General features: G+C 59.3%; 14 protein-coding genes. 10 read left to right on the top strand and 4 right to left on the bottom strand.

The features are described 5' to 3' along the window. The first annotated feature begins 61 nt into the window (after positions 1-61). The 7 genes from sucB (at position 62) to WMP96_RS00475 (ending at position 9,387) form a co-directional block, all read left to right on the top strand. Complete coding sequence (gene sucB / locus WMP96_RS00505) at positions 62-1,765, top strand: 2-oxoglutarate dehydrogenase, E2 component, dihydrolipoamide succinyltransferase (protein WP_308767020.1); 1,704 nt, start codon at positions 62-64, stop codon at positions 1,763-1,765. Positions 1,766-2,056: 291 nt separating this feature from the next. Beyond that, on the top strand, positions 2,057-4,900 hold the full coding sequence (gcvP, locus tag WMP96_RS00500) for an aminomethyl-transferring glycine dehydrogenase (protein WP_340431809.1): 2,844 nt from the start codon (positions 2,057-2,059) through the stop codon (positions 4,898-4,900). Positions 4,901-4,902: 2 nt separating this feature from the next. Then, positions 4,903-6,015 (top strand): glycine cleavage system aminomethyltransferase GcvT, encoded by a 1,113-nt coding sequence (gcvT, locus tag WMP96_RS00495; RefSeq protein ID WP_301716673.1) that lies wholly within the window; start codon positions 4,903-4,905, stop codon positions 6,013-6,015. A gap of 36 nt (positions 6,016-6,051) precedes the next feature. Next, complete coding sequence (gene gcvH / locus WMP96_RS00490; protein ID WP_340431807.1) at positions 6,052-6,444, top strand: glycine cleavage system protein GcvH; 393 nt, start codon at positions 6,052-6,054, stop codon at positions 6,442-6,444. Positions 6,445-6,524: 80 nt separating this feature from the next. Next, positions 6,525-7,334: a lipoyl(octanoyl) transferase LipB gene (gene lipB / locus WMP96_RS00485; RefSeq protein ID WP_340431805.1), complete on the top strand. Its 810-nt coding sequence runs from the start codon at positions 6,525-6,527 to the stop codon at positions 7,332-7,334. Positions 7,335-7,455: 121 nt separating this feature from the next. Continuing rightward, positions 7,456-8,520: a lipoyl synthase gene (gene lipA / locus WMP96_RS00480; RefSeq protein WP_340432005.1), complete on the top strand. Its 1,065-nt coding sequence runs from the start codon at positions 7,456-7,458 to the stop codon at positions 8,518-8,520. An 81-nt stretch (positions 8,521-8,601) separates the two neighbouring features. Then, positions 8,602-9,387 (top strand): DUF4191 domain-containing protein, encoded by a 786-nt coding sequence (locus WMP96_RS00475; RefSeq protein WP_301716671.1) that lies wholly within the window; start codon positions 8,602-8,604, stop codon positions 9,385-9,387. Between the two features lie 76 nt (positions 9,388-9,463). Here the strand turns inward: WMP96_RS00475 and WMP96_RS00470 are convergent, their stop codons facing one another. Then, entirely contained in the window at positions 9,464-9,937 is a 474-nt protein-coding gene (locus WMP96_RS00470; protein WP_200288845.1) for an RDD family protein, read from the bottom strand. A 118-nt stretch (positions 9,938-10,055) separates the two neighbouring features. Between WMP96_RS00470 and glnA the strand changes: the two genes are divergently transcribed. From glnA to WMP96_RS00455, 3 genes are all read left to right on the top strand, one after another. Next, complete coding sequence (gene glnA / locus WMP96_RS00465) at positions 10,056-11,489, top strand: type I glutamate--ammonia ligase (RefSeq protein ID WP_023021154.1); 1,434 nt, start codon at positions 10,056-10,058, stop codon at positions 11,487-11,489. A gap of 241 nt (positions 11,490-11,730) precedes the next feature. After that, the gene (locus tag WMP96_RS00460; protein WP_340431802.1) at positions 11,731-12,696 is read left to right on the top strand and encodes a TDT family transporter; all 966 of its coding nucleotides are present in this window, start codon (positions 11,731-11,733) and stop codon (positions 12,694-12,696) included. Positions 12,697-12,760: 64 nt separating this feature from the next. Beyond that, positions 12,761-13,141: a hypothetical protein gene (locus tag WMP96_RS00455; protein WP_301716669.1), complete on the top strand. Its 381-nt coding sequence runs from the start codon at positions 12,761-12,763 to the stop codon at positions 13,139-13,141. Here the strand turns inward: WMP96_RS00455 and WMP96_RS00450 are convergent. The 3 genes from WMP96_RS00450 to WMP96_RS00440 are packed head-to-tail and all read right to left on the bottom strand — an operon-like array spanning position 13,138 to position 14,670. Next, entirely contained in the window at positions 13,138-13,683 is a 546-nt protein-coding gene (locus WMP96_RS00450; protein WP_239204425.1) for an NUDIX hydrolase, read from the bottom strand. The two genes, WMP96_RS00455 and WMP96_RS00450, sit on opposite strands and share 4 nt — an antisense overlap. A 29-nt stretch (positions 13,684-13,712) precedes the next feature. Continuing rightward, positions 13,713-14,501, bottom strand: a complete 789-nt coding sequence (locus WMP96_RS00445) for a trypsin-like serine protease (protein ID WP_239204427.1) — start codon at positions 14,499-14,501, stop codon at positions 13,713-13,715. A 22-nt stretch (positions 14,502-14,523) separates the two neighbouring features. Beyond that, positions 14,524-14,670, bottom strand: coding sequence for a hypothetical protein (locus tag WMP96_RS00440; RefSeq protein WP_023021149.1), 147 nt, complete (start codon positions 14,668-14,670; stop codon positions 14,524-14,526).

Raw genomic sequence — 14,670 nt, 5'->3', positions numbered from 1 at the left:
ACGCTGTAAGATTGTCGGGTAGCGATAGAACACTTCCAACTTTCGAGGAGTCTTATAACTCATGGCGAACTCCGTTGAGATGCCCGAGCTGGGCGAATCCGTAACCGAAGGCACCATCACGCAGTGGCTCAAGTCCGTCGGCGACACCGTCGAAGTAGACGAGCCTTTGCTCGAGGTCTCCACCGACAAGGTCGATACCGAAATCCCCTCCCCCGTAGCCGGCACCATTATTGAAATTAAGGCTGACGAGGATGACACCATCGAGGTTGGCGAGGTCATTGCCATCATCGGTGACGAGGATGAGGCAGGCTCCGCATCCAACGACTCCTCCGCTGACAAGGACGAGGAAGAAGCAGAAGAAGCTCAGGTAGAGCCAAAGGCTGACTCTTCTAACGGCGGCTCCGGCGACGCATCCGACGTGGAAATGCCAGAACTTGGCGAGTCCGTCACCGAAGGCACCATCACCCAGTGGCTCAAGTCCGTCGGCGACACCGTCGAAGTAGACGAGCCACTGCTCGAGGTCTCCACCGACAAGGTCGACACCGAAATTCCATCCCCAGTAGCAGGCACCCTGGTAGAAATCCTCGCCGACGAAGATGACACCATCGAGGTAGGCGCAGTCATCGCCCGCATCGGCGACGAAAACGCCACCGCATCCTCCTCCGACTCCAAGCCAGAACCACAGGCCGAAGAAAAGAAGGAAGAGGAAAAGAAGGAAGAGCCAAAGGCAGAGGAAGATAAGAAGCCGGAGCCAAAGGCAGAGGACAAGAAGGAAACCCAGCAGGATTCTTCTCTCAATACCTCCGCGAAGGTCAACAACGGCGACAACGTTCCTTATGTCACCCCACTGGTACGCAAGCTGGCTGACAAGCACGGCGTAGACCTCAACAACGTTGAGGGCACCGGCGTCGGTGGCCGTATCCGCAAGCAGGACGTGCTTGCTGCCGCTGGCGAGGGAGACGCACCTGCCAAGTCCGGTGCGCAATCCGATAACTCCCCACGCGCTCGTTGGTCCACCAAGTCTGTGGATCCGGCCAAGCAGGAGCTTATCGGCACCACCCAGAAGGTTAACCGCATTCGCGAAATCACCGCTTCCAAGATGGTAGAGGCGCTGCAGATTTCCGCACAGCTTACCCACGTGCAGGAAGTCGACATGACTGCCATCTGGGATATGCGCAAGAAGAACAAGCAGGCTTTCATCGACAAGCACGGTGCCAACCTGTCCTTCCTGCCATTCATCGTGAAGGCTACCGCTGAGGCCCTAGTCTCCCACCCGAACGTCAATGCGTCTTATAACCCAGAGACCAAGGAGATGACCTACCACGCGGACGTCAACATCGCTATCGCTGTTGATACTCCGAAGGGTCTGCTCACCCCGGTCATCCACAAGGCACAGGACATGACCCTGCCGCAGATCGCGCAGCAGATTGCGGAGCTGGCTGATAAGGCCCGCAATAACAAGCTGAAGCCGAACGATCTGACCGGTGCTACCTTCACCGTGACCAACATCGGTTCCGAGGGCGCCATGCTCGATACCCCGATCTTGGTTCCGCCACAGGCCGGCATTCTGGGTACCGCAGCCATTGAGAAGCGTCCGGTGGTTGTCAACGAAAACGGCCAAGACGCCATCGCCATCCGCCAGATGTGCTACCTGCCATTCACCTACGATCACCAGGTGGTTGACGGTGCGGACGCAGGCCGCTTCATCACCACCATCAAGGATCGCCTGCAGACCGCGGACTTCCAGGCAGACCTCGAAGTCTAAAGTTCTATCGCCGCTTAAAGCCTCCCAGCCCCACTGCGGGTCTGGGAGGCTTTTGCCATGTCTGGGGTGCCAAGTGGGGGTGATAGATCCGCCTTTAGCTGAACCATCCATCCCGTTTTATTCGAGGCTTTTCGCGGTCGTTCCCCCTAAGCCCGTGGTGAGCGCCTTTGGAGCCACCCTAGACAGTGATGCGGTGCATAAAAGTTTCTCAAGGGGGATCGGCTCACCCATTATTAAACATATAATTAGGGCGGTTATAGCCATTGTCCCCCACTAAGGAGTCTCACTGACATGGAATTCATCTCCCGCCACCTAGGGCCGGATTCTACGGAGCAGGCCACCATGCTTGCGAAGGTAGGCTACGACAGCGTGGACGCGCTGGTCGATGCCGCCATTCCCTCCAAGATCCGCGCCGCAGAATTGCCTCAGCTTCCTGAGGCACTCTCGGAGGATGAAGCACAGGCTACGTTGCGGGAGTACGCCAACCAGAACACTGTGCTAAAGCCTTTCTATGGTCAGGGCTTTTCAGATACCCTCACCCCAGCGGTCATCCGCCGCGGTCTGCTAGAAGATGCTGGTTGGTATACCGCTTATACGCCGTACCAGCCGGAGATTTCCCAGGGGCGTCTGGAAGCGCTGCTGAATTTCCAGACCATGATTGAATCCCTCACTGGACTACCGATTGCGAATGCCTCTCTCTTGGATGAGGCTTCTGCTGCGGCTGAGGCCGTGGGCCTTATGTCCCGTGCGGTAAAGAAGGGCCGCCGTGTAGTGCTCGATTCCCGCCTGCACCCGCAGGTGCTTACCGTCGCCGCGGAGCGTGCCCGCGCGATTGACCTCGAGGTGGAAATCGTCGACCTGCGCGAAGGCCTCGTAGGCGAGGACCTCATTGGCGCCGTCATTGCCTACACCGGCACCGAGGGCGACATTTTTGATCCCTCTTCCCTCATCGAAGAGCTGCATACCCGCGGCGCGCTAGCCGTTGTGGTCACCGACCCGCTTTCCCTGCTTCTCTTGGAAGGCCCTGGCTCACTGGGCGCCGATATTGTACTCGGTTCCTCCCAGCGCTTCGGCGTGCCGCTCTTCTTCGGTGGCCCGCACGCTGCTTATATGGCGGTTACAGAAAAACTCAAACGGCAGATGCCTGGCCGCATCGTCGGTGTTTCTAAGGACGCGGATGGTCGCCCGGCCTACCGCTTGGCACTGCAGACTCGCGAGCAGCACATTCGCCGCGAGCGCGCCACCTCTAATATCTGTACTGCGCAGGCTTTGCTAGCTAATGTCGCCTCCATGTACGCCGTCTACCACGGTCCGCAAGGCCTCAAGGCTATCGCACAGCGCGTGCATGGGCTTGCCTCCAGCTTCGCCCAATCCGTCAAGGATGCCGGAAAGCAGCTGGTATCTGAAGACTTCTTCGATACCGTCACCGTCGCCGGCGTCGATGCCACCAGCATCAAGGAAAACCTCCAGAAGGAGGGATACCTCGTGCGCTCGATCGGTGAGGACAAGGTATCGGTGTCCTTCGGTGAGTCGGCGACTAAGGAGGACGTCGCCAAGCTCACCCAAGCCTTCGGTGCTGAGGCGACTGAGGCTGACTTCGACCTGCCTAAGAGCCTGCAGCGCAGCCAGGAGCCACTCCAGCACGAGGTCTTCAACCGCATCCACTCCGAAACCCAGATGTTGCGCTACTTGCGCAAGCTGGCGGATAAGGACTTGGCGCTTGACCGCACCATGATCCCGCTGGGGTCTTGCACCATGAAGCTCAACCCCACCGCCGCCATGGAGCCGATTTCCTGGCCGGAGTTTGCTGGCATCCACCCCTACGCGCCGGAAGAGACAACCGCCGGCTGGCGCGCACTGGTCGAGGAGATTGAAGGTTGGTTGGCCGAGATCACCGGATATGCCAAGGTCTCTATCCAGCCCAACGCCGGATCCCAGGGAGAGCTGGCCGGCCTTTTGGCCATCCGCCGCTACCACGTAGCCAATGGCGATAACGAGCGCGATGTAGTACTTATCCCGGCTTCCGCACACGGCACGAATGCGGCCTCGGCTACGCTGGCTAACCTGCGCGTTGTGGTGGTAAAGACCGCGGACGACGGCTCTATTGATCTGGCGGATTTGGATGAAAAGATTGCCAAGCATGGCAACCACATCGCCGGCATCATGGTGACCTACCCGTCCACCCACGGGGTCTTTGACCCAGAGGTTCGCGATGTTTGCGATAAAGTCCACGCGGTGGGCGGCCAGGTCTACATTGACGGTGCGAATATGAACGCACTGACCGGTTGGGCCCGCCCAGGGCAGTTCGGCGGCGATGTGTCCCACCTCAACCTGCACAAGACCTTTACCATTCCGCATGGCGGTGGCGGCCCAGGCGTGGGTCCAGTAGCAGTGGCCGAGCACCTTATCCCGTTCCTGCCCACCAATGCCGCGGATCCGCAGCTGGATGCAACCACTGCTACCCCGGTTGGGCAAGGCGTGCCTATTACCAGTACCGAGTACGGCTCGGCCGGTGTGCTGCCGATTTCCTGGGCATACCTAGCTATGAGCGGCGCGCAGGGACTTGCTCAAGCCTCCGCCCACGCAATTTTGGGCGCAAATTACCTGGCCAAGTCCCTGGAAGATTCCTTCCCTGTGCTCTACACCGGCAATGCTGGCTTGGTGGCCCATGAATGCATCCTGGATCTGCGCGCGCTTACCGACGCCTCTGGGGTCACCGCCGCGGACGTCGCCAAGCGCCTCGTAGACTTTGGCTTCCACGCCCCGACCCTGGCTTTCCCGGTGGCCGGCACCCTCATGGTGGAGCCCACCGAGTCCGAGGACTTGGGCGAGCTGGATCGTTTCATCGAGGCAATGCGCACCATCCGCGCCGAGATCCAAGAAATCATCGACGGCCAGGTGTCCTACGAAGGCTCCGTCATCCACCATGCTCCGTTTACCGCGGAGTCCGTTAGCGCCGAAACGTGGGACTTTGTCTTCAGCCGAGAAAGGGCCGCTTGGCCAGTGAAATCCCTGCGCCACAGCTACAAGTACTTCCCGCCGGTGCGCCGCATCGACGAGGCCTATGGTGATCGCAACTTGGTCTGCAGCTGCCCGCCGCCGGAAGCATTCGATATCGACGATTCTGAGGAGTAAACATGACCGAACTACTTACCTCCCCACTCAATGCCGAGCACGAGAAGCTCGGCGCCACCTTTACGGCCTTCGGCCCATCGAACATGCCGCTGAAGTACCAGAACGAGCTAGACGAGCACCGCGCCGTACGCAACAGCGCCGGTCTATTTGACCTGTCTCATATGGGCGAAATCTGGGTCAACGGCGCCGACGCCGGCAAGTTCTTGTCCTATGCGTTCATCTCCAACTTTGAGCCCCTCAAGGTGGGCAAGGCCAAGTACTCCATGATCACCGCCGAGGACGGCGGCATCATCGATGACCTCATTACCTACCGCTTTGAGGAAGATAAATTCCTCGTCGTCCCGAATGCCGGCAACGCCGATACCGTGTGGGACGAGCTCAACAAGCGCGCCGAGAGCTTCGATGTCACCTTGAAGAACGAGTCCCGTGACGTGGCCATGATCGCCGTCCAGGGCCCTAAGGCCGCAGAAATCCTCGTCCCGTTGGTGGAAGACAATAAGCAGGACGAGGTCTACAACCTCGGCTATTACGCCGCCACCATGGGTAAGGTGGCGCGCACCTTTGCCATCATCGCGCGCACCGGCTACACCGGTGAGGATGGCTTCGAGCTCATTGTGTACAACTCCGATGCCGCGCAGCTGTGGGAAGAGCTGCTCAAGGCCGGTGCAGAATACGACCTCAAGCCGTGCGGCCTCGCCGCCCGCGATTCCCTACGCCTCGAGGCCGGCATGCCTCTTTACGGCAACGAGCTCTCCCGCGACATCACCCCGGTAGAGGCGGGCATGGCCCGTGCCTTTGCCAAAAAGGAGGCCGATTTCGTCGGCTCCGAGGTCGTCCGCCAACGCGCCGCCGAAGGCCCGCAGGTAGCGATCACCGGTCTCACCTCCGAGCAGCGCCGCGCAGCCCGCGCCGGTGCCGAGGTTTTCGTGGGCGATGAGAAGGTAGGCACGGTCACCTCCGGCCAGCCTTCCCCCACTCTGGGACACCCAGTGGCCATCGCGCTGCTGAATACCGGCGCGAACCTCGAGCCCGGCTCCGCTGTAGAGGTGGAGATTCGCGGTAAGCGCTATCCTTTTGAAGTAACCGCGTTGCCGTTCTATAAGCGCGACAAGTAAGCATCTTTTCAACCAGCCCGAAAGGACTACATCACCATGGCTAACCTTCCTCAAGATTTTTCCTACTCCGAAGACCACGAGTGGGTCAACGCTGCCGCCGATGCCGTTGCTGGCGCTACCGTGCGCATCGGCATTACTTCCGTGGCTGCTGACCGCCTCGGTGAGGTCGTCTTCGCCGAACTGCCGGAGGTAGGCGATACCGTTACCGCCGGCGAGTCTTGTGGCGAGGTCGAATCCACGAAGTCCGTCTCTGACCTCTACTCCCCTGTCACCGGCACCGTAAAGGCCGTTAACGAGGATGTGCACGATGACTACGCTGTCATCAACAACGACCCGCTCGGCGAGGGCTGGCTTTTCGAGGTTGAGGTTGATGAGGCCGGCGAGCTCATGGATGCTGCCGCTTATGCATCCGCCAACGGCCTAGATTAATTCGACCCCACGCGGGAGGGTGTGCCACGCGCACCCTCCCGCTTTGCTTTGCCCACCGCACCAGAGGAAACTTTGAGTCTATGACTGCACCACGCGATCCTTTCTTCCCCGCCGAGCGTTCTATCCGCGCCTCCGATAAACCACTAGAGGTCCGTTTCTTGGGCCGGATGGACTACCAGGAGGCCTGGGACTACCAGGCCGAGGTAGCAGCCGCGCGCGCCAAGGGGGAACAAGACGATGTGGTGCTCGTAGTCGAACACCCCAATATCTATACCGCCGGCAAGCGCACCCAACCGGAAGATATGCCAGATAACGGCCTGCCCGTTATCACCGTTGACCGTGGCGGGCGCATCACCTGGCATGGCGAAGGCCAGCTGGTCATCTACCCCATTATCAAATTGGCCGAGCCCGTCGACGTCGTCGACTATGTCCGCCGCCTCGAGGAGGCCACCATCCAGACGGTCCGCCAGATGGGGGTAACCACCGCCGGGCGCATCGATGGCCGCTCGGGCGTGTGGGTTCCTTCCACTACCGAAGCCAAGGATCCCTCCGCTCCGAAGCGTGACCGCAAGATTTCCGCTCTTGGAATCCGCATTACTCGCGGGGTGACCATGCACGGTTTGGCGCTTAACTGCTGCAATACGCTGGAATACTACGACCACATCGTGGCATGTGGCATCGATGACGCCGATGTCACCACCCTATCGCTGGAGCTCGGACGCCAGGTCAGCCTCGAGGATGCCACCCAACCGCTTTTGCAGGCGCTTGATGACGCCCTCTCGGGCCGCCTCATTGTCGCCGACCACACCTTTGGCTCAGCCCCTGATCCCACGAAGTTAGCGAATGAAAGGGCTAGACAGAGGCGTCGGCAAGCGCGGCAAGAACCCTAGTTTGGGGCTGGCGCGGAATAGGATGTGACCGCGGCGACTTATACCTAGAAGAGCTATTAGCCATCACCACCATCAACCGATAAAGTGAGTTTTTGTGACTGTTAAGCCTGAAGGACGCAAGATGCTCCGCATTGAAAAGAAGAATGCGGAGTCACCCATCGAACAAAAGCCACGCTGGATCCGCAACCAGGTTCGCACTGGCCCGGGCTATGAGGACATGAAGTCCCGCGTGGCTGGGGCCTCCCTGCACACCGTGTGCCAGGAGGCAGGTTGCCCGAATATCCACGAGTGCTGGGAATCCCGCGAGGCTACCTTCCTCATCGGTGGCGATAAGTGCACCCGCCGCTGCGACTTCTGCGATATTGCCACCGGCAAGCCGGAAGAACTAGACCGCGATGAACCGCGCCGCGTAGCCGAAAATATCCGGGAAATGGACCTTAACTACACCACCATTACCGGTGTTACCCGCGATGATCTCCCCGATGAGGGTGCATGGCTCTACGCCGAGGTCGTGCGCAAGATTCACGAGCTTAACCCCCACACCGGCGTGGAAAACCTCACCCCGGATTTCTCTGGCAAGCCAGACCTGCTGGAGGAGGTCTTCGAGGCCAAGCCGGAGGTCTTCGCGCACAACCTGGAGACCGTGCCGCGCATCTTTAAGCGCATCCGCCCGGCCTTCCGCTACGAGCGCTCCTTGGACGTCATCCGCCAGGCACATGATTATGGCCTCATTACCAAGTCCAACCTGATTTTGGGCATGGGCGAGACCGAGGAAGAGGTCGAGGAAGCTTTGCGTGACCTGCGCTCTGCTGGCTGCGATATCATCACCATCACCCAGTACCTGCGCCCCGGCCCGCGCTTCCACCCGATTGAGCGCTGGGTGCGCTCAGAGGAGTTTGTGGCTCACTCCAAGCTGGCAAAGGAGCTCGGATTCGGCGGCGTCATGTCCGGCCCACTGGTGCGCTCGTCCTACCGCGCCGGCCGTCTCTACGTGCAGGCCATGGAAAAGCGCGGCTTCGAGCTGCCGGAAAACCTCAAGCACTTGGCGGAAACCTCCCAGGGTGCTACCGCCCAAGAGGCCTCCACCCTGCTGGAGAAATACGGCCCATCGGAAGAAACACCCGTGACCACCCGCATGGCCAAGGCTCCGGCTAATGCGAATTCGGCGGCGGCCACCGTCCGCTAAACCACACGTTTTCATAACGGCCTGCGCTTTCCGCGTGGGCCGTTTTAACATTCATGCCCATTGACCTTTAAAGTAGGAGCCATGGCGAAAGATGACAAGGCAGCACTAAAGGCTGCAAAGAAGCAAGAACGCGCGGCCAAGCGCCAGCAGCGTAAGCAAACCTGGTCCCAAATGTGGCAAGCATTTAATATGCAGCGCAAGCAGGATAAGGCGCTTATCCCCATCATGCTGGGCGCCTTCCTGGGCATGGGCTTGCTCTTCTTCCTGATCGGCTCGCTTTTCAACGGCCAGTGGTTCATGCTCATCCTGGGCTTGGGCATCGGCGCGCTGCTCGCAATGTTCCTATTTACCCGCCGCCTTGAGCGCGATATGTACAAGCGCGTGGAAGACCAGCCGGGTGCTGCGGGCTGGGCACTCGAGCAGCAGCTGCGCAATACCGTGGGCATCGTCTGGTCCGTCAAAACCGGCGTGGCCGCCACCCGCCAGCAGGATCTTATCCACCGCGTCATCGGCAATGTCGGCGTCATCTTCGTGTGCGAGGGCAATAAGAACCGCGTGCGCCCTACCCTCAACCAGCTTAAGAAGCGCGTAGACAAGATCGCCGGCGGCGTTCCCATCTACGAGATCTTCGTAGGCAACGGCGAGGACGAGGTCCCCGTATCCAAGCTGCGCAATAAGGTCATGAAGCTGCCGCGCAACTTCAATAAGAACGAGACCTATGAAAACATCCGCCGAATCGAAGCCATGGATTCCATGCCGGGCACCACCCCGGGCATGCCCAAGGGTCCAATGCCCCACCAGGCGCAGAACATGGCCGGCATGAACCGCCGCATGCGCCGCGCCCAGCAGCGCAAAAAGAATAAGTAGGGCGCCTAAAGCGAATCCCTGCCGCACCATATGAGGTGTGGCAGGGATTTTCTCTTGCCCGGAAAATCCGGGCGACTTAGGAGCGAATAACGATGGTACCGGTGGCGCGGTCATGCATTCCGCGTCCATCCGCATCAACCATGGCTGCTGGGAACAGCACACCGGTGAGCACCGTGCGCAGCGCCGCGCGCCATAGGCCCACGCGGGCACCGGGAACGTCAAGCCGGGCAACACCCATGCCTAAAAGCAACATGCCGGGTGTGCGAGCAAAGAGCCAACCACATGCGATTCCCATGACTACCCACAGCGCGTAGCCCAAGAAAGCCACACCGCCGAATTCCGTGGTGAACATGTGGATCAGGTTGGCGATGAGCATGCACACGATCCAGTCAATCGCCACAGCGCCGGCGCGGCGGCCAACGGAAGCTAGTGACCCCGGTCCGGACTCCGGAAGACCCAGCTTTTCTCCCGGCCAGCGACCGGGGCCTTCCATATCATCGTATTCGCCCGGAATATTTGGGCCGTCGAGCCACGTACGCTTATCTGCCATGCTCACCAATCTAGCGGGCGGAAAGTGAGATGTGAAACGAGGGGAATCGCGATGCCTAAGGCGAGAACCTAGTAGGCTATAGAGAGACAATTCACCGGTCAACAACGAGGAGACAAACGTGTCTTTCGAGACAGTGCAGGACATCGTCCAATTTATTCAGGACGAGGACGTAAAATTCGTCGATATCCGTTTTACGGACGTCCCAGGCACCGAGCACCACTTTTCCATCCCAGCAGAAGAGTTCACCGTAGAAGATGCCGAAAGCGGCCTCGCTTTCGACGGCTCCTCTATCCGCGGATTCACCACCATCGATGAGTCCGATATGACCCTGCTGCCGGATCCAGCCACCGCGCATATTGATCCGTTCCGCACGGCCAAGACCCTGAATATCAAGTTCTTCGTCCACGACCCATTTACCTTTGAACCGTTCTCCCGCGACCCGCGCAACATCGCGCGCAAGGCGGAAGAGTACCTGCAGTCCACCGGCATCGCCGATACCTGCAACTTTGGCGCTGAGGCCGAGTTCTACCTCTTTGACTCCGTACGCTTTGGCACCGACGTCCAGCACGGCTTTTACGAGGTTGATTCCGATGAAGGTTGGTGGAACCGCGATAGCGAAACCAACTTCGACGGCACCCCGAACACCGGCTACAAGACCCGCCTGAAGGGCGGCTACTTCCCCACCGCGCCGTATGACAAGCACGGTGAAGTGCGCGACGCCATGGTGGAAAACCTGCAAAAGGTAGGCTTCCACATCGAGCGCTTCCACCACGAGGTGGGCGCCGGCCAGAACGAAATCAACTACCGCTTCAATTCCATGTTGCACGCGGGCGATGACATTCAGACCTTCAAGTACGTGGTCAAGCAGACCGCAGCGCAGTGGGGCAAGACCGCCACCTTCATGCCCAAGCCGTTGGCTGGCGATAATGGTTCCGGCATGCACGCCCACATGTCCCTGTGGAAGGACGGCAAGCCGCTGTTCCACGATGAAGCCGGCTACGCAGGTCTTTCCGATATCGCCCGCTACTATATTGGCGGCATCCTCCACCACGCTGGTGCTGTGCTTGCGTTCACCAACCCAACGCTGAACTCCTATCACCGTCTGGTCCCAGGCTTCGAGGCTCCGATTAACCTGGTCTACTCCCAGCGCAATCGCTCCGCTGCAATCCGTATCCCGATTACCGGTTCCAACCCGAAGGCTAAGCGCATCGAATTCCGCGCTCCGGACCCATCCGGCAACCCGTACTTGGGCTTTGCCGCCATGATGATGGCCGGCATCGACGGCGTAAAGAACCGCATCGAGCCACACGCTCCGGTAGATAAGGACCTCTACGAGCTGCCGCCTGCAGAAGCTGAATCCATCCCGCAGGCCCCGACCTCCCTCGAGGCTTCCCTCAAGGCCCTGCAGGAGGACATGGACTTCCTCACCGAAGGCGATGTTTTCACCGAGGATCTCATCGAGACCTACATCAACTACAAATACGAGAACGAGATTAACCCCGTTCGCCTGCGCCCAACCCCGCAGGAATTTGAGATGTATTTCGATTGCTAAAGCTGAGCTAGCCAGCGTCCTATAGGGGACGAAAGGGCACGCGCCTACAAAGCTCAGTCCCGAGACCTTCAGTGGGTCTCGGGACTTGCTTTTTCTAAGCCGACCCCGCGAGATGCGATCGATGCCACAAGATGATCTAGGCTTGACCCCCGCCCCTAAATCCATACTTAGCGAGAGTTCTCACCAGCCCAAACGAGAGCAAAATTCTGATAACCCGACCGAAAGAAATTAACATGTGGGTGTGACTGATAGATTCCGCCAACTCCCAGCCCCTGGCCCCGCGTGGGGAGGCAGCCTCATGGGCACCTCCATCGTTTCGCGCCTACTCGTGGAAGAAGGCATGATGATCCTGGCCGGCATTTTTGCCGCCATTGCGTGCGTCATCTTTGTCGTCCTCACCGCGGGTTTCTTGCGCTACCGCCATCCCAGCTTCGAGCGCACCACGATGGCGGAATGGTCGATGTTTTTCATCGGAATCTTGGCGCTCGGCGCCGCGCTTTCCGGGCTCACGGACATTCCTACTTTCCGCCTCATAGGCTTTTGGATCGGTGGCCCAATTACGGTTATCACGTGGGCTATCCAGCTCACACGCTTTGATGGCGAGCCGAAGTTCACCTGGGGCCTGCCACTGGTTGGCCCCATGATTTCGGCCTCGGTTTCTGGTTGGCTGGCTCACGATTACGGCCAGTTCTACCACGTAATGGGCATGATATATTTCTTCATGTCCCTGGTAACGGCGGTGCCGACCTTTGCTCGCGTGTACTGGGCCGCATGGCACGGGAAGGTGGATTTTACCGGCGCGAAATCAGCCACTGCCTGGGTACCACTAGGCGTGGTAGGCCAGTCCACCACGGCTATGCAGATTCTTTTCCCCGGCCCGGTATCCATTTATTACGGCCTGACTGCCCTCATCATCGCCATTCCGCTATCCATCTACGCGATGTTTACCTTCTATCCCAATGTAGCTCGGTGGGTCCCCTATTCCCCTGCCTGGTGGTCGTGCACCTTCCCGCCGGGAACCGTCAGCATGGGCGGCCACCAGCTGGCATTGGTCAATGGCTCCGAGCTTATCGACGCCATTGCGCTCACCATCCCGGTTCTCCTCACCGCGCACTGGATGCTGTGCTCCACCCGCTTCCTGAGCTGGGTATGGGAAGGCAAAAAGCAAACAGGCCCTGAAGAGCCACTTATCACTACAGGCCAATAAAAGGAGCAACCGCTATGCGAGATGCCAGCTTTGAAGGTGGGAAGCGCCGCAACGGTCGCCGCTGATGTATAGTTCCTCCCCCATCACCTTCATCGCTTGGGAATGCGCGGACCTGACTGCAGTAAGACAGGTACTCGCCGGCGTGCAGCGAAACGGCATCTATCTCTACGGCGAGCACCTGCTCTTGGAGACGTCGTGGCTGGGCCAAGGCGCACGGGACTTCTACGCCACAGCATGGCGCTGGAGTGCAGATGATTGCACGCTTTTCTATGAGTTGGCGCGACAGGGCAAGGTCCTCATCACCATTAATACTGCGGTGATTGCCTGCGGCGATAAAGAAGACATCGCCACGGCGCGCGACTGCATTGCACAAGACCTCATCGCCGCCCGCAATCCGCAGCATCTGTGCAAGCTGCTTGCCGACGCCGCAACAAAGCCGACCTAAAGCCCTGGTTGCTCGCTGCGCTTCATCCAGCCCATACGTGGAACAAAGCCGCGGGGATGTTTCATCTGGGCTACTGCGTCAGCAATCATGAGGCGGTGGCGGCGCGAAACGCTATCGGGAAGCTTCGCCACCGAGAACCAATCCGCCTCGGTATTTTCTTCATCACTGATGACCGGCTCTGCGCCCTCTGCTACCGATACACGCAGCGCCGTTCCCATGAAGGTGCACTCATCGCCATTGGGATAGGTCACTGGGCCGGTTTGCCCTACGCCCAAAAGCGCTTCCACCTTGGCCTCGAGTCCGACTTCTTCTTTGACCTCTCGCAGCGCAGTGGTGGTAATTTCCTCGCCCGGCTCACAGATTCCTTCCACCGGTGTCCACACACCATTATCGGAGCGCTTGACTAGGAGCACGGAAGGAACCTCCCACAATGCGGCATCTGCGGGTACATCGCGGAGGAGAATGGCGCTACAGGCCGGCACGAAGATCTGATCGTGACCAATCTTTTCGCGCAGCTGAACAATGAAATCTGGAGTCGGCATGCCACCTAGGGTAGACCAGTGCCGCCGATCTAGGCCATCGGGCCCAACACCTTTTTGGCAAGCCGTTGAATATCGGTAGCCAAGGTGAAAGTCAGCTCCATATCCGTCTGTGTGTTCTCGCAGGAGCGCCCTTCTTCGAGGGATTGCGTCGTTCCGGAGACCACGCCCACGATGGTCTGTTTGCCTTCTACCTCGCCATAGACCGGCCCGCCCGAATCGCCATTGGTACTGCACACATGTGCCCGTGCAGCAAGCGAATCCCACTGGCGGTCCTGCCAGGTAAGCTGCGCAATTTCCGCATCATGGGATAGCGATCCACACGTCTCATTAGTAACCACGCCCAGCTTGCACACCTTCTGCGGCAGATGAGCCAGGGAGGTGGCGACGGTATTGTCTACTTCCCCGGGGATATAGTAATCAGCACTGCCGGTGATTTCGATAAAAGCTACGTCGAGGTCATAACTCTTTTCGGCGTAGATATCAGAATAAATGACCTCACCAATGGGCTCGGCGGGATATTTGAACTCACCGTCGGCAGAGCCAGCCCAGACCTTATCGTGAGGTTTGCCGCAATGGCCGGCGGTAACGGCGATGGTGCGGGCGTCGGCAAGCGTAAATGACCATGCCGCCGTACAAGAGTGGTACTGGAAATAAGCACCCGGCTGCGGGTCATCGCCGGAGAGCTCAAGAGCCGTGCCCGGCGCGATAGGCGCCACGGCCGGGGAATAGACCTCATTAGGAATGAGGTTTTTATAAGACAGGGCAGAAAAACTTGGTTCTTCCCCACCCCGAATCGGGCTGCAGGCCGCGAGGAGCACGGCCGTGCAGACTGCACCAACGCTAGTTGCTATCCGCGCCCGCATCCCCAGCGTCGTCCTTAGCGTCTTCATCCTTAGCCATCTCCGCCTGGGCCTTGAGATCGCGGATGAACTTTTCTGGGTCAAACTCGGTGTAGTGTTCCGGGCCGGCAAAATTTTCTAGGGCCAT

Source organism: Corynebacterium sp. KPL4035, from assembly GCF_037908325.1.
GTDB classification, from domain to species: Bacteria; Actinomycetota; Actinomycetes; order Mycobacteriales; family Mycobacteriaceae; genus Corynebacterium; species Corynebacterium kefirresidentii.
The sequence above is the reverse complement of the archived record's forward strand: the minus strand, read 5'-3'. Positions and strand labels throughout refer to the sequence as shown.

Excerpts from the sequence above, each read along its gene's own strand:
- sucB (WP_308767020.1), top strand. The coding sequence starts at position 62 with ATGGCGAACTCCGTTGAGATGCCCGAGCTGGGCGAATCCGTAACCGAA.
- gcvP (WP_340431809.1), top strand. The coding sequence starts at position 2,057 with ATGGAATTCATCTCCCGCCACCTAGGGCCGGATTCTACGGAGCAGGCC.
- gcvT (WP_301716673.1), top strand. The coding sequence starts at position 4,903 with ATGACCGAACTACTTACCTCCCCACTCAATGCCGAGCACGAGAAGCTC.
- gcvH (WP_340431807.1), top strand. The coding sequence starts at position 6,052 with ATGGCTAACCTTCCTCAAGATTTTTCCTACTCCGAAGACCACGAGTGG.
- lipB (WP_340431805.1), top strand. The coding sequence starts at position 6,525 with ATGACTGCACCACGCGATCCTTTCTTCCCCGCCGAGCGTTCTATCCGC.
- lipA (WP_340432005.1), top strand. The coding sequence starts at position 7,456 with ATGCTCCGCATTGAAAAGAAGAATGCGGAGTCACCCATCGAACAAAAG.
- WMP96_RS00475 (WP_301716671.1), top strand. The coding sequence starts at position 8,602 with ATGGCGAAAGATGACAAGGCAGCACTAAAGGCTGCAAAGAAGCAAGAA.
- WMP96_RS00470 (WP_200288845.1), bottom strand. The coding sequence starts at position 9,937 with ATGGCAGATAAGCGTACGTGGCTCGACGGCCCAAATATTCCGGGCGAA.
- WMP96_RS00455 (WP_301716669.1), top strand. The coding sequence starts at position 12,761 with ATGTATAGTTCCTCCCCCATCACCTTCATCGCTTGGGAATGCGCGGAC.
- WMP96_RS00450 (WP_239204425.1), bottom strand. The coding sequence starts at position 13,683 with ATGCCGACTCCAGATTTCATTGTTCAGCTGCGCGAAAAGATTGGTCAC.
- WMP96_RS00440 (WP_023021149.1), bottom strand. The coding sequence starts at position 14,670 with ATGGCCCTAGAAAATTTTGCCGGCCCGGAACACTACACCGAGTTTGAC.